General features: G+C 60.0%; 15 protein-coding genes. 4 read left to right on the top strand and 11 right to left on the bottom strand.

Going from position 1 to position 14308, the window contains the following annotated elements; all coding sequences use genetic code 11:
- Window positions 1-177: 177 nt before the first annotated feature.
- The 8 genes from gatB to MWL89_RS05780 all read right to left on the bottom strand — a co-directional run bounded on the left by gatB (window position 178) and on the right by MWL89_RS05780 (window position 8431).
- Entirely contained in the window at window positions 178-1716 is a 1539-nt protein-coding gene (gene gatB, locus MWL89_RS05815) for an Asp-tRNA(Asn)/Glu-tRNA(Gln) amidotransferase subunit GatB (RefSeq protein WP_244412085.1), read from the bottom strand.
- Window positions 1717-3207: an Asp-tRNA(Asn)/Glu-tRNA(Gln) amidotransferase subunit GatA gene (gene gatA / locus MWL89_RS05810; protein ID WP_244412084.1), complete on the bottom strand. Its 1491-nt coding sequence runs from the start codon at window positions 3205-3207 to the stop codon at window positions 1717-1719.
- Window positions 3207-3518 carry an Asp-tRNA(Asn)/Glu-tRNA(Gln) amidotransferase subunit GatC gene (gene gatC / locus MWL89_RS05805; RefSeq protein WP_102378580.1) on the bottom strand — a complete coding sequence of 104 codons (312 nt, stop codon included), beginning with the start codon at window positions 3516-3518 and terminating at the stop codon, window positions 3207-3209. Before gatC ends, gatA begins: the two co-directional genes overlap by 1 nt.
- 171 nt (window positions 3519-3689) lie before the next feature.
- A complete protein-coding gene (locus MWL89_RS05800; RefSeq protein WP_244412083.1) occupies window positions 3690-3995 on the bottom strand; it encodes a type II toxin-antitoxin system RelE/ParE family toxin in 306 nt (101 codons plus the stop codon).
- An 8-nt stretch (window positions 3996-4003) separates the two neighbouring features.
- Window positions 4004-4426: an AbrB/MazE/SpoVT family DNA-binding domain-containing protein gene (locus MWL89_RS05795; protein WP_244412082.1), complete on the bottom strand. Its 423-nt coding sequence runs from the start codon at window positions 4424-4426 to the stop codon at window positions 4004-4006.
- A 276-nt stretch (window positions 4427-4702) separates the two neighbouring features.
- Window positions 4703-5902, bottom strand: a complete 1200-nt coding sequence (locus tag MWL89_RS16305) for a response regulator transcription factor (protein WP_279611961.1) — start codon at window positions 5900-5902, stop codon at window positions 4703-4705.
- 489 nt (window positions 5903-6391) lie between these two features.
- Window positions 6392-8017, bottom strand: coding sequence for an FAD-dependent oxidoreductase (locus MWL89_RS05785; RefSeq protein ID WP_244412081.1), 1626 nt, complete (start codon window positions 8015-8017; stop codon window positions 6392-6394).
- A gap of 207 nt (window positions 8018-8224) precedes the next feature.
- Entirely contained in the window at window positions 8225-8431 is a 207-nt protein-coding gene (locus MWL89_RS05780) for a P-loop NTPase family protein (RefSeq protein WP_244412080.1), read from the bottom strand.
- A 133-nt stretch (window positions 8432-8564) separates the two neighbouring features.
- Here MWL89_RS05780 and MWL89_RS05775 point away from each other — a divergent pair, with 133 nt between their 5' ends.
- Window positions 8565-8966 (top strand): pyridoxamine 5'-phosphate oxidase family protein, encoded by a 402-nt coding sequence (locus MWL89_RS05775; RefSeq protein WP_102378586.1) that lies wholly within the window; start codon window positions 8565-8567, stop codon window positions 8964-8966.
- A gap of 40 nt (window positions 8967-9006) precedes the next feature.
- Here MWL89_RS05775 and MWL89_RS05770 read toward each other — a convergent pair whose 3' ends face one another.
- On the bottom strand, window positions 9007-9654 hold the full coding sequence (locus MWL89_RS05770) for a TetR/AcrR family transcriptional regulator (protein WP_102378587.1): 648 nt from the start codon (window positions 9652-9654) through the stop codon (window positions 9007-9009).
- A 112-nt stretch (window positions 9655-9766) separates the two neighbouring features.
- Window positions 9767-10729 (bottom strand): DUF5692 family protein, encoded by a 963-nt coding sequence (locus MWL89_RS05765; RefSeq protein WP_102378588.1) that lies wholly within the window; start codon window positions 10727-10729, stop codon window positions 9767-9769.
- A 193-nt stretch (window positions 10730-10922) separates the two neighbouring features.
- Between MWL89_RS05765 and MWL89_RS05760 the strand changes: the two genes are divergently transcribed.
- The 3 genes from MWL89_RS05760 to MWL89_RS05750 are packed head-to-tail and all read left to right on the top strand — an operon-like array spanning window position 10923 to window position 12968.
- On the top strand, window positions 10923-11237 hold the full coding sequence (locus tag MWL89_RS05760) for a PadR family transcriptional regulator (protein ID WP_102378589.1): 315 nt from the start codon (window positions 10923-10925) through the stop codon (window positions 11235-11237).
- Complete coding sequence (locus MWL89_RS05755; protein ID WP_102378590.1) at window positions 11234-11899, top strand: DUF1700 domain-containing protein; 666 nt, start codon at window positions 11234-11236, stop codon at window positions 11897-11899. The genes MWL89_RS05760 and MWL89_RS05755 overlap by 4 nt, the downstream gene beginning before the upstream one ends.
- Window positions 11892-12968: a DUF4097 family beta strand repeat-containing protein gene (locus tag MWL89_RS05750; RefSeq protein ID WP_244412079.1), complete on the top strand. Its 1077-nt coding sequence runs from the start codon at window positions 11892-11894 to the stop codon at window positions 12966-12968. Before MWL89_RS05755 ends, MWL89_RS05750 begins: the two co-directional genes overlap by 8 nt.
- 98 nt (window positions 12969-13066) lie before the next feature.
- Here the strand turns inward: MWL89_RS05750 and MWL89_RS05745 are convergent, their stop codons facing one another.
- Window positions 13067-14191 (bottom strand): aldo/keto reductase, encoded by a 1125-nt coding sequence (locus MWL89_RS05745; RefSeq protein ID WP_244412078.1) that lies wholly within the window; start codon window positions 14189-14191, stop codon window positions 13067-13069.
- Between the last annotated feature and the right edge of the window lie 117 nt (window positions 14192-14308).

Here is a 14308-nt window from a genome sequence, read left to right as displayed (position 1 = left end):
GCAACTCTTCCGCAAATCGTATCGCGTATCGCACGGGGCGCCCGAAGCGCCCCGCATTCGTTGCCTTCCCGTAATCTAGCGCCGTCGAAACCAGCGAATCGAACGGCGCCCGCCGCGATCGCCGCATCCGCCATTGCTTCCCGGCAAACGCGCCGGCGCAGGCAAAGCCAACCGTGGCTAGCCGAGCTTCTGAGCCAAAAGCTCGTTGATGACCTTCGGGTTGCCGGCTCCCCGCATCTCCTTCATGCACTGGCCGACGAAGAAGCCGATGAGGCCGGTTTTTCCCGCCCTGTACTGCTCCACCTTGTCGGGATTGTCGGCGAGCACCTTGTCGACGACAGCTTCGATGGCGCCCGTGTCGGACACCTGCTTCATACCGCGCTCCTCGACGATGGCCGCCGGGTCCTTGTCCTCGTCGATGATCGCCGCAAACACCTCTTTGGCCTGCTTGGACGACACGGCATCCTCGGCAAGCAGCTTCACGAGCGCGACGGCGCGAGCGGGCGTAAGAGGCGTCGCGGCCAACTCGACGCCGTCGTTGGCGTTGAGGTAGCCCGTCACGTCGTTGATGATGAGGTTCGCAAGCGGCTTGGCAAGCGCTTGGTCGCTTGCCTGCGCCATGCATTCCTCGAAGAAGCTCGAGGTGCTGCGATGCTCGACCAAATGCCGGGCGTCGTAGGCGGAAAGGCCGAAATCGGCCTCATAGCGCGCGGCCTTCTGATCGGGCAGTTCGGGAAGCTTCGCCCGCACGCGCTCGATGAACCCGTCGGACAGGTCGTAGGGAGCAAGGTCGGGTTCGGGGAACAGGCGGTAGTCGTCGGCCGTTTCCTTGACGCGCATGACGATCGTGCGCTTGGCCGACGGGTCCCAATGGCGGGTCTCCTGATAGATGATGCCGCCTTCTTCGAGCACTTCGGCCTGACGGCATATCTCAAAGGCGAGGCCGTCGTGGAGGTTCTTGAAGCTGTTCATGTTCTTGAGCTCGGTTTTCGTGCCGAGCCCCGTCGATCCGCGCCGGCGCAGGCTCACGTTGCCGTCGCAGCGCAGCGACCCCTCCTCCATCGAGCAGTCCGAGATGCCGAGCGTCAGGTAGATCTGGCGGAGCTTCTGCATGAACAGGCGCGCCTCTTCGGGCGTGCGCAGATCGGGCTCGGTCACGAGCTCAATGAGCGGCGTGCCGCAGCGGTTGTAATCCACGAGCGAATGGGTTGCACCGGCAATGCGCCCCTCGGAGCCGCCGATGTGGTTCATCTTGCCCGCATCCTCTTCCATGTGGATGCGCGTGATGCCGATGTGCGCGGTGTAGCTGCCCGCCTCGGTCGCCTCGGGCAGATCGATGCGCTCCTTGGCCGCCGGCCCGTCGACCTCGAGGTCGAGCCAGCCGCGCATGCAAAAGGCAACGGGGCCCTGGGTGGTCTGGAAGTTCTTCGACATGTCGGGGTACATGTAGTTCTTGCGGTAGAACATCGAGCGCTTCTCGATGTCGCAGTTGGTTGCCAAACCCGCAAGCACGATCGACTCGATAGCCGCCTTGTTCGGCACGGGAAGTGCACCGGGCAGCCCTAAGCAAACCGGGCAGGTGTGCGTGTTCGGATCGGCACCGTATTCGAGCTTGCAGCCGCAGAACATCTTGGTTTCGAGCGTGGTGAGCTCGGCATGGACCTCGAGGCCGATCACAGCCTCCCAATCTTGCAGGACTTCTTCGAGCTTCTTCATTTAGGCACCTGCCTTACCGTCGGCGAAAGCGGGGGCGATGCGCTCGATCTCGTAGCAGGATTCGAGCGCAGCCGCCACGCGGAACATGTTCTGGTCTTTGAACTGCGGTGCGATCAGCTGCACGCCGACGGGAAGGCCCGTGTCGGCACCGAGGCCCACCGGCAGGCTCATGCCGCCGTTGCCCGCGATGTTGATGGAGATCGTGAACATGTCCGAAAGGTACATCGACGTCGGATCGGATACCTCGCCGAACGTGAACGCGGTACGCGGGGAAACGGGAGCCAGAATGCATTCGACCTTCTCGTACGCCTTCGCGTAGTCCTCGGTGATGAGCGTGCGAACCTGCTGGGCGGGATAGTAGTACTTGTCGTACACGCCCGCAGACAGGAGGTAGCTGCCGAGCATGATGCGGCGACGGGACTCGGGACCGAAGCCGCCTGCACGGCTGGCCTCGTACTGGCTGCCGAGGTCGGCATGCCCGGGATCGCAGTATCCGTAGCGAACGGAGTCGAACCGCGCGAGGTTCGAGAACGCCTCGCAGGGGCCGAGCACGTAGTAGGCGCTCATGGCAGCCTGCGCGTTCGGCAGATCGATCTCGACGAGTTCGGCACCGAGCTTCTCGAGGTTGGCGGCGGCCTCCTCGACCTTCGCCTTCACCTCCGCGTCGAGGCCCTCGGCCTCCATGAACGCCGGCACGATGCCGATCTTCATGCCGCGCACTCCCTGTTCGAGGTTCGCGGTGAAGTCGGTCGTGATATCCTGGCTCGTGCAATCGAGCGGATCGCGGCCCGAGATGGCGTTGAGGGCGTACGCCGCGTCTTCGACGGTCTTCGCGAAGGGGCCCACCTGGTCGAGCGACGAGCCGAACGCGACCACACCGTAGCGCGAGACCACGCCGTAGGTGGGTTTGACGGCGACGACGCCGCAGAAGCTGCCCGGCTGACGAATGGATCCGCCGGTATCGCTGCCGAGCGTCACAGCCGCAAGGCCCGCGGCGACCGCCGCGGCGCTGCCGCCCGAAGAGCCTCCCGGAACGCGCGAGGTGTCCCACGGGTTTTTCGTGGGACCGAACGCAGAGGTTTCGGTGGACGAACCGAACGCGAACTCGTCCATGTTGAGCTTGCCGAGCGGAATGCCGCCCGCGGCAACGGTCTTCTCGACGCAGGTCGCCGTGTAGGGCGCCACGTAGTTTTCGAGCATCCGGGAAGAGCACGTGGTATGCGTGCCCGTCTGGTTCATGTTGTCCTTGAACGCAACCGGCACGCCGGCGAGCGGCCCGCATTCGGCAAGCGTTCCCGCGGCTACGGCCGCATCGAGCCGGGCGGCCTGCTCAAGGGCAAGCGCCTCGGTCGTTTCGAGAAACGCGTGGATAGCGGGGTCGACGGCGGCGATGCGCGCGATGGACGCCTCGGCGATTTCGCGAGCGGAGAACTCTTTCGCATCGAGGCCCTCGAGGATGGCGCGTACGCTCATTTCGGCGTAGTTCGTCATCAGCGATCGCCCCCTTCCCCGAGAATCGAGGGGATGAGGAAGCATCCGTCCTGCTGCTTCGGTGCGTTTTCGAGCGCGGTTTCCTGCGAGAAGCTCCCAAGCTCCTCGTCCTCGCGCATGATGTTGCTTAAGGCCCCGATCGGATGGAACGTCGGTTCGACGCCATCCAAATCGTACTCGGTGATGGGAGCCAGGCTCTCGATGATCTCGTTCAGGTCGACGGTCATCTGGGAAACCTCGTCGTCGGTGAGGCCGATCCGCGTGTAGGTCGCGATATCGCGCACATCCTTTTCGGTCACGTGTTGGGGCATTGGACTTCCTTCGCTTTTCCCTTGTGGAATTTCAGAAACGAGCGGCAAAAACATTCGCCGTACATGATAGCAAAGGGCGCGCGTCCGCAACACCGCGCAACCCGTTTTCGTCACAGAGGATTTACACGAGGTGTGCTGTTGGACCAATGCGGTTTGCAGACTTAGCTCGAATCAACCCATTAGCCGCTTGACACTCGCAAAAAGCCTTCGGGAGCGACTATAAAAACTCTCGCGAGAATCGACAAGAATAAAAACGGGCTCATCGAACTCTTCGTAGTACACGTATCTGATTCGATAGGACACTCCTGCAACATGAAATTCATACGTCGAAAAGCCCGCTAAATCGCCTGCCTTGCCATCGCCCGACAGGGGATCTCGCTTTACCGCTTCAATCCCCTCGACAACCTTCTCCTTGAGATTCTTCTGCCGTATCTTTTTCAAATCCTTTTGAAACGATGGCCAGAATCGATATTCCATATGAACGCCTAGCATCCAAAGGCGGATTCGAGGTCCGGGTTGACTTCCAGATCATCGAGAGACTCAAACACATGCTTGCGAAACGCGGCAGCACCCTCGCGAAGCACCTGCTTTTCGGCGGCCCACGCATCGACGAGTTCATCCCCCTCGAGGCCCTGCGCGATGAGCTCCCTCAAAATGAGCGCATCGAATTCGTCGTTGTCTGACAACTCGATAGGCTTCACCAAAATACCCTCGTCGGTGAAGGCAATGGTGGCGTACTCGTTGAAGCCCCCGTCCCCCAACCAGGCCTTCGGGATGCTCACCTGCCCCTTGCTCGATATCTTGCGAACGAGTGGTCGTACGACAGCAGCGCCCGGGGCCTTTTTGCCGCGAGCCTTCTTCGAGGCCTCTTTCCCCGAAGCCTGCTTCTCCGCTGCAGAATCAACCATCGCGCACCTCCATGGTAAACCGTTTACCTGTTGAACAGTTTACCACTCTTGCACGAACCGATCAACCGGCACCCAGTGCGCGCAGGACCCCTCGCAAACGCTGCTGGGATACCACCATGGGCTTGCAGAAAACCGACGGGTTCGAGCCTTCCGCTATACGAAAAGCACTGCAAACAAAACGCGCCAGGCGAGCTACCGCGATGCGGAGGCAAGCAACATGCCGACGACAACCCATCTTGCATCGTTTTTCGAGAACCCGCTTTACGGCGCGGATCGCTACCGAACAACCCCAGCACCCACCAGATCGATGACATCCTGGCGCGTATGCACATCGAGCTTTCGATAGATGTTGCGGGTGTGGGTCTGCACGGTTCGCTCGGATATGAACAGCATCTCTCCGATCCGCTTTGCGCTGTAGCCAAGCGCTAGGTAGTTGAGGATATCGAGTTCCCGTTTCGTCAGATCGTGTTCGCGAGCAAGCGAAAGGCATATCGCATGATGCGGAACCGCCGCACTGCACCCCTCGTCTGCATGAGGCCGGCCGTCGGCCGCCGAAAAGAGCATGCGCAGCGTGTTGCTTTGGCAGAATTTGATAAAGAACACGAGCAGCGAAATCAGCGACACCGCCCCGATTGCAACATCGATGGCCCGCGTGATTTCGGTCGGAAACGTTCCCAGCGCCTCGAAAACCGGTGTCAATACAACGTAAGCGAGCAGTTTTTCGACGGCGAGCATAGCGAAGAAAAACAACCCGAACGACTGCAGCGGAGAAAGACGGCTTTGATACGTCATAAGCAGCGCAATGAAAGCAAGGAGTATCGGGAAGCAGGGGCTGATCGCCGACATGACCGAAAACGCACTGAAGGCGGGCTGGCTGATCGCATCGGCGAAGAACAGCCCGAAAAACAGGCCGATCGAAACGCCCATGCTCGCTACCCAAAACGTTGTTTTTTCCTGGTAATGCTGCGACTCGCGCCACGACCTCACCGCCGCCGCAAGGATGACGGCTGAAAAAACGAGGAAGACGGCATAATCGACGAACGAGGACGTCGCCGCCATAAGCTGCCCGTCCGTCACGTGCACTTCGCGGCTTGTACCGTTCGCATAGCCTATCGCATGCGAAACAGCAAACAGCAGGTAAGCGATCAGAGGCGCTGTCCAGGCTTTAACGTAGGGAGCCTGCGATAGGGGCTGGAATTGCGAAGAGTCGGCATCCTCTTCGACAAGCCCGAGTTCGATCCAGACGAGCACCCCAGCCGCAAAGACGCCGCATACCGGCATGAAGCCCATAGACAGGCTCGATGCAACGAACGTCGGAGAAAGCAGGAATCCAAGAATGCTCGATGCCGCAAGAACGCTGACGGCATGGAACAGGCCCGTGGCATACACGATGCGCATGAGCATAACAGCCCAAAGCATCGATACGAAAAGCAGCGAGCACGCATAGCCCACCGTGGCCAAGCATCCGAACAGCAAAGCGACCGAGCCCCCTCGGCAGAGGGGGAAACCAAGCCCGAAAGGTATATGGTGGAAATAAGCGATAGTGCGGCGAACACCAACGCCGCCGTCCTGCCTTTCGCTAGATAATCGCCCAGCCTCCGATGAAACACGACGAAAGCAAGCGAGCCCGCAAGAAACACGATGAGAAACAGGCCGAAGAAAAATTCCGACAGATCTCCAAGCTGGTGAAACAGGGTAACGCGAAAAAAGGACCGCTGGTAGTACGGCCAGAGAAAGCTCAGACCGAGCAACGCGAGAACCATCGACCTGTTCGACCGAAGAAAACGAAGCATCCCATACTCCTTGCGTGCAGCGCCACCTCATTCACCTCTAGGATAGCACGTGCCCTTGCGCCGATCGAGCGAATGCGAACCGGAAAGCCATCCGCAGCAAAAGCCAAGGCGAAGACCCCGCAACGGGGATCTTCGCCCGCAGAACACGCGCCCTTGCGCGGAACCGGCAAGCTTAAGCGATGCCGAGGCAGTTCCTCGCTGAAATGCGTCCGAAGGCCAGGCATTCGCCGAGGTTTCCTGCGCCCTGGTACATGTTCGACCAGATCGATCCGAACTCCCCCGAACTGTACAGATGAGGGATGGGCTGACCTTCGAGGTCGAGGATTTCGCCCTTCGCGCTGCGGCGGGGACCGCCATCGGTGTTCAGCATGGTCGGTGGACAGAAGAGCGCGTAATACGGAGCGCCCTCAACGGGATTGAGCGTCGAAGCCGGGCGGTGGAAGTAAACGTCTTCGCCGTTTGCGCAGCACTCGTTCCACTGGGATACCGTGCGAACCAGCTCGTCTGCCGGAACCTCGATGAGCTCGGCTAAACCCTCGATCGTATCGGCGGTGTAACCCCAGCCGTCCATCGGGTCGAAGTCGATGGCCATCATCTTGTTATCAAGGATCGACTGGTAGCCTTCAGCATCGGTGATGAACCAGGTTTTTTCGGGCATGGGCAGGTGCGGCCACTCGCCGCCGAACTGCATATGCCCATGGCGCGAACCCACGTGCGTGGAGAGATCTCCCTCGGCGAACGTATCCCAGTCTTCGGCAACATCCTTATCCCAGTCCATGTAGAAGCGGCGGCCGTTGACACCGACCGTAATGCCCTCCTCCTTCGGGGTTCTCATCAGGCAGATGTCGCTGTCGATGGCGCTCATCGAAGTCCAAAAGCCTGCGCAGCTGTTCATATGCCACATATCGGCACCCACCTTGGCGCACATGGTAATGCCGTCGCCGTCGTTGCAGGCACCCGCAATCCGTCGCGCCCACGAAGCGCTCAGATAGTCGGCCTTCATCTGGGCGTTGTTCTCGAAACCACCACAGCACATGATAACGCCCTTCGTCGCTTTGGCGTATTTGCTCGAACTGCCGTCAGTGTATACGCAACCGAGGATCTCTTTCGTCTCGGGATCTTGCACAAGCGCTGTCGCGGGAGCGTTGGTCTTGTGAGTGATCGAATCGGAAAAACTGTTCTTAACCGAATTCATGAACAGCGTAACCTGGGTGTTGCCGCTTGCATTATCGGAATTCCAGCGAATGCGGCCGAGCGAATAGGCATGGGGCAGCTCGCTGTGCTCGGGATAGCAGCTCTCCCCCGTCCCCTCTTCGAAATACTCGGTGATGGTAACCTCGTCGTCGCTGTAGCCCGGCAGGCTCTTCAGCCAATCGAGGTTTTCGGCGATCCCCTCGGCAAACGCATCGATCACGTCGTCGGGCGTATTGTCCATCGCACCGCGCAGTTCGCGCACGTACTCGGCGAAATCGTCCTTTTCCTTGGTCCACAACACCATACCCGCCGCATAGGCGCTGTTACCGTTGCCTGTTTCAAGCGGACCCTTCTCCAAGAGCAGGCATTTCGCACCTTCTCCCTCGGTTGCCACGGTAACCGCAGACGCCATGCCGGCCAATCCACCGCCCACGACGATGACGTCGTACTCCTCATCCCAGTCGATTTCGTTCACCGACGCCGCCGTATCGTTGCCCGCCGTCGCAGCAGGGGCGCATGCTACCATGCTTGCCGCAGCAATGCCGCCGAGCACAACACCCGCCGTCTTGATAAAAGCGCGCCTTGATTGCAGTAATTCTTCCATGCTATCGCTCCCTCTTTGATGGTTTGCTTCCGAAGCCAGACCCGCCGATCCGGCTTCCCTCGAAACCAGTATCGGCGCTGAAGGAGCTACGTCGCGAGCGCCGAAATTACGTAATAAAGCCGCCTAAAACGCTTTACGCAATTTCTACTGAGCCCCCTGTTCTGGGGCTATGCTTGACAGGCGGAATCCACGTATACGGAAAAGCCGTTACGGCAACCGCTCCAGTATCCACGCATCGTTCTCATCGAGGAATCTCGCCGTCAGGGCCTTTCCCTCTTCTTTATCGCGCTGCACCCACCCCTCGGTCCAGCCGATGCGGTCGAAATGCAGTACCGGGCATGAGTACCGCTCGCCAAGCCGTTTTGCCAGCGTCGACTTCCCCGCTCCGCTATATCCGATAACCGCTGTCCTCATCGCTTCCCCCGATAGTCGATCGACGTCGCGCCCGCCGAGCGTGGCGCCAGCATGGAAAAGAACCGTTCCGAATATCCTTGCATGAGTATACAATGGACGAATGGATAGTATATCTGCACGAGAAAGGGGCACCATGGACGAAGTGCTGGCCTATCTGAAAGAGAACCCGACCTACTTCCTCGCAACCGTCGACGAGAACGGCGATCCCGATATTCGCCCGTTCGGCACGATTGCGAAGTTCGAGGACAGGCTCTACATCCAAACCGGCAATTCGAAAGCGGTTTTCGAGCAGATGAAAGCCCACCCGCGCATCGCCATATCGGCGACGAACGCAGGCGGGACGACGTGGCTGCGCGTGGTCGCCGATGCCGTGCAGGACGATCGGCTCGAAGCGCGCCAAGCGGTACTCGACGAGTATCCCGAGCTCCAATCGCTGTATGCAGCCGACGACGGCAACTGCGAAGTGCTCTTCCTCGAGAACGCCCAGGCAGCGTTCTGCTCGTTCACCGAGAAACCCCGCACCGTTACGTTCTGAGAACGCAGACGGCATACCGCACGCATCGCCCGCTTGCACATCAGCTTTCAAGCGGAACCATATCGAGGTGAAGCGTCTGCTCAACCACTTTCATGAGCGCGTCGTCGGTGATATTCGGATTGATCTTCACAAGTCCGACCAGCCCGAATATCACGACGCAGAACATTTCGTACACGAGCTCGATCTCGATTTCGTGATAGGCGGCGTATTCGGTGACGATGTGGGCGTTGATGCAATCGACCGTTTCGCGCACGGCGCGCACATCGAACTCGTCGCGCACCCCGAGCTCTTCGAGCACGCCTATCATCGGACGCGGACCGTTCGAATCGTAGAGGGCGCGGCGAAAGGCCGCGATGCACTTTTTGAGGGAGCCCGGCGTGTCGCCGAACTCGCGCGACTCGTTCCACACGATCACGCTTTCGACCAGATCTTCGACGTAATCGTCGAGCACGGCATCGGTTACCGCCCGCTTGTTCTCGAAATAGTAGTATACGAGCTCGCGGGTCACGCCCGCCTCTTCGGCGATATCCTTTACCGTAGTCGCCGCAACACCCTTCGTTTCGAAGAGCTTGCGCGCTGCGAGCACGATCTCTCCTGCCTGACCGCACATCCTTCTGCTCTCGGTGAGCGATCGGCCGCATTCGCTTCGAATCGGCTGATAGATGGTTTGCCGGTTTCCGAGTCGCATCGCATGCCCCCTCGCACCGAAACGGATATGGACCTGCCCGGGCAACGATGTCCGGGCAGGTCCATTATACGGTACAGGGTGTTGTTCGCGCTGTTCCACGGCAGCGGCAAGCCTATTCGTTCTCCTTGAGGACCCGCTTATACGCCTCGGTATCGGCGTACAGCTCGTCTTTGAGCGGATTGAGCCTGTTCTTGCGGATCTTGTTGAACTGGTAGACGGCAAGAGCGCCGTTCGCGGCGAGAGCCAGCAGGCTTACGATGAAGAACGCCGCGGGGTTGTGCGTCGTCGGGATGGGCGCGAGCACGTCGGCGAACTGCGGGACCGTCATGACGAACATGATCCAGAGCCCGAGCGTCTGCGCACGGTGCTGCAGCCACGCGCCCCTCTTGATGAAGAACGTCGGAATCGTGCAGGCGAGTAGAAGCGCAAGCCCGCAGTAGGCCGAATGGTCCGAGATGCAGTTGTAGGTGTAGGCGAAATTCCACAGGTCGTACGCGATGATCCACGCCCATATCATGTCGGGCCAGATCATGTCCTTCGACGAATCCTTCGAGATGATGATGCCGAACCATCCGCAAATCGTGAGGATGTTCAGGATGCCCGCAATGCCGTTCATGATGTTCCACGGGCCCGAGATCGTCCACAGGTTCTCGACCACACCGCCCGACCACAAGCCGAAGCTGAACACCTGGAAGTCGCGCAATACCGCTTCGGCGATGTTGACGGCAAGGATGAGCGGAGGGAAGCAGAGCGCCCACTTCTTCTCGTACAGATGATGGACCGTGCCGTCCTTGCCCCGCCACTTCACAAACCGCAGCGCAATGAACCCGAGACACCCCGCAAGCGCCGAATACGTTTTAACCCAGTTGAACCAGGTGCCGGTTCCGTACTCGTTGCCGGGAGCCGCTGTTTCGGGCCAGACGAAGATCGTCAGGAAGACGGGAACGACCGCAAAAAGGGCGATGCCCGCCCACAGCGATGTCCTTCCCAGCTCGTTAAAGGCCATCAAGGCGAACAGGACGAACAGCCAGATAACCCAATACGACATATCGGCAGCTTGGTAGAGAATTCCCATGCGAGCCCCTTTCCCTCATCCGCGCCTTTTCACGCGGTTTACGGGGTCAGTATAGAGAGCCGCTCCTTGGATTTCTTTCACACAGAGGCCTTGCATGTGAAAACATGCTCCCACGAAATCGGTTTATTCGCCGCAAATACCCGTTGACACAATATACTATGTGTCATATAGTATCTTGCGAAAGGAGGTATATATGGACGCACAACTGAAACGAGGGTTTCTCGACGTGTGCGTACTTGCCTCGATCAACCGTCAGGATTCGTACGGATACCAGATCGTCAAGGACGTGCCCCCGAGCCTGCACTTGACAGAATCGACGCTGTACCCCCTGCTCAAGCGATTGGAGACCGCCGGCATGCTGACGGTTTACTCCGTCGAGCACAACGGGCGGCTTCGCAAGTACTACCGCATCACCGAGAGAGGCATCGCCTATCTCAACGACTTTTTAAAGGAATGGGACGACATCGCAGCCGTCTACGAATATGTGAAACGAGGTGCCACCGCATGAACAAAGTCGAATTTCTCGCAGCGTTACGCCGCGCGCTCGGCAAGCTTCCCTCATACGAGGTCGAGCAAACGATCACGTTCTACACCGAGATGATCGATGACCGCATCGAAGACGGCATGCCCGAAGCCGATGCCGTTGCGGCGCTCGGATCGGTCGAAGCCATAGCGGCGCAGATCATCGCCGAAACCCCGGCCATCCCGAAAGCCATCGCGAAGGCCAATACCGGCTCGCGTACCCTGAACATCGTGCTTTTGGCCGTTTTCTCCCCCATCTGGGTACCCCTTGCGCTTGCTCTCGCCATGGCAGCGCTCATGGTCTATCTTTCCATATGGATGGTCGTCATCGCGCTCTGGGCCACCGTCGTGCTGCTGCTTCTGTGCGCGCCGATCGGCATCGCGGGCCTCGTCTGGTGCTACGTCAACGGGTATCAGCTTCCGGGCCTCTACATTCTCGGATGCGGGCTCGCGGGAACCGGCGTCGGTCTGTTCGCTTGGTTCGGCGTGCTCGCAGCAAGCAAGGGCCTCGTCAAACTCACGCATTCGTTCGCCCAATGGGTGAAAAGCCTGTTCGTTAAGCGCCGGGAAAACGGCGTGGAAGCAAACCGCAGAAGCGGCGAACCGTTCGATCCGCGCACGGCGGAAGGAGCACCCTACCATGTCTAATGCTCAGAAGATCACCCTCGTCGTCGCAACGGTTCTTTTGGTCGGCGGCCTCGGACTCTCCTTTACCGTACTCGCGCTCGCCGATTTCAACCTGGGCAACCTCTCCACCACCCGCGACTGGGTTGAGATCACCGATACGCTCGCACCCGAATCGGAGGCAGCGCACACCGAGATCGTCGTACGGGACGGCTCCGAGAACGTACGCGTCGAATCCACCTCCTCCGACTCGATCGAAATCGAGTACTGGGAGAACGACGGCAAGCGCTTCGAGGTAGCGGATAAAGACGGCGTGCTCTCGATCGAGGGGGTGTCGAAACCGGTGTTCAAGATATTCATGATGGATCTCCAGGATCGGACGACCGTCATCAGAATACCCACCTCCTACACCGGCTCCGTTTCCGTGGAAACGGCAAGCGGCAACGTGCGGATAGCGGATACCGCCCTCGCGGGTCGGGTAACGGTAAGGGCTCACAGCGGCGATGTGACCCTGCGCGGCATCGATGCCGACAGCATCGAGATCCAAACGTCAAGCGGACGCATCGAGGCAGACAGCCTGCGGGCGGAAGGCTTATCCGCTTCGGCCATGAGCGGCAACATCTCGATTACCGGCACCACGGCCACGAGCCTTGCCGCCAACGCGTCGAGCGGCGATGTGCGGATCGCCGATACGGACACGGTGTCGATGGGCGCAGGCACATCGAGCGGAAACATCGACGTATCCCGATGCTCGGGCGAGGTCATCGCGCTCGAAGCCTCGAGCGGCGATATCACAGCGCAGATCGAAGGCATCGAAAGCGAGTACGTAATCATGACCTCGTCTTCGAGCGGATCGATCAACGCACCTCGCGGCGCGCTCGATGCGGACAAGCATCTGTCGCTGGCCACATCGAGCGGATCGATTCGCCTCACGATGCTCGACGCAGCCGGAGAACCGTCGGATTCGCGAGGCGGCGAATCGCGAGGGGATTCGGACGGCTCGAGCCCCTCGGCACCGTCAGCACCCGAGGCACCATCGGCCCCCGAAGCTCCTGCCGCCCCGGCAGCGCCAACCGCGCGAGCGGCCGCCTAGCGGCATCAGCGCCAACCACGCTCGCTCGCAAACCCGCTGCAAGCAAAAGCGCCCGCCATCCATACCCCGATGGCGGGCGCTTCGCTAAGAAGCCCTGGCTATTCGAACGCCTCCGCGGCTTTCTTCAGCTCGTCGATGATCGCGATATGCTGCGGGCAGACGTCTTCGCATGCGCCGCACCCAATGCACTTCGACGCCTCCCCTCCCTCGGCGTTCCAATCGTAATTCTCCTGCGCACGGTATTCGTCGGCGAAGGCAATGAGGATGTTGAGCGAGGCGAGCGCCACGGGAATGCGCACGCCCTCGGGGCAGCCTTTGAGGCAGTAGCGGCAATCGGTACACGGGATGACGGGCAGCTTCGCAAGCGCCTCGCGTGCACGGTCCACCGCAGCGCGCTCCCCCTCGTCGAGCGGAGCGAAATCCTTCATGATCTCGACGTTCTGTTTCACTTGATCGAGCGTCGACATGCCCGAAAGCACGGTAACGATACCGGGAAGCGATGCTGCGAAGCGCAACGCCCACGAAGCGAGCGACGCGCTCGGATCGGCTTCGTTCAGGATGGCCGCAACGCTCTCGGGCAGCTTGACGAGCGAGCCGCCCTTGATGGGCTCCATCACCACGACCGGCAAACCTCGAGAGCGGGCGATCTCGTAGCATTTCCGCGACTCGATGGACTCGCTGTCCCAATCGGCGTAGTTGATCTGCAGCTGCACGAAATCGACATCGGGGTGCGCTTCCAGGATGCGCTCGAACTCGTCGGCTTTGTCATGGAACGAGAAGCCGAGGTTCCTGATGAGCCCGGCGTCCTTCTGCTCGCGGGCGAAATCCCACAACCCGTAATCCTCGAAGAGCGCCGATCTGCTTTCGCCGAGGTTGTGCAGAAGATAGAAGTCGAAATACCCCGCGCCGCTTTCGACGAGCGACGTCTCGAACATCGACCGAGCCTCTTCGGCATCGGCGGCCATCCATGCGGGAAGCTTCGTTGCAACCTGAAAGCTCTCACGCGGGTACCGCTCGATGAGCGCCCGCTTCAAGGCCGCCTCCGATTTGCCCCCGTGATAGCCGCGAGCCGTATCGAAGTACGTGAAGCCCGCACCCATGAACACATCGACCATCCGCTTAACCTGCTCGATATCGATGGTCGCGTTCTCGTCGCCCTCGATCACGGGAAGCCGCATGAAGCCGAATCCGAGCTTCGGGATATTCCCACCGGTATATGTCATCGCTGTTCCTTGTCTCGTCGAGAAAAACGCCTGTTTCGCACACACCGTATTGTAGGCGTTTTTGATCCGCGAAGGCAAAGGGCGGCTCCGAAAGGAACCGCCCAAGTATGCGCAAAT

The organism is Raoultibacter timonensis (assembly GCF_022845715.1).
Lineage (GTDB): Bacteria > Actinomycetota > Coriobacteriia > Coriobacteriales > Eggerthellaceae > Raoultibacter > Raoultibacter timonensis.
The sequence above is the reverse complement of the archived record's forward strand: the minus strand, read 5'-3'. Positions and strand labels throughout refer to the sequence as shown.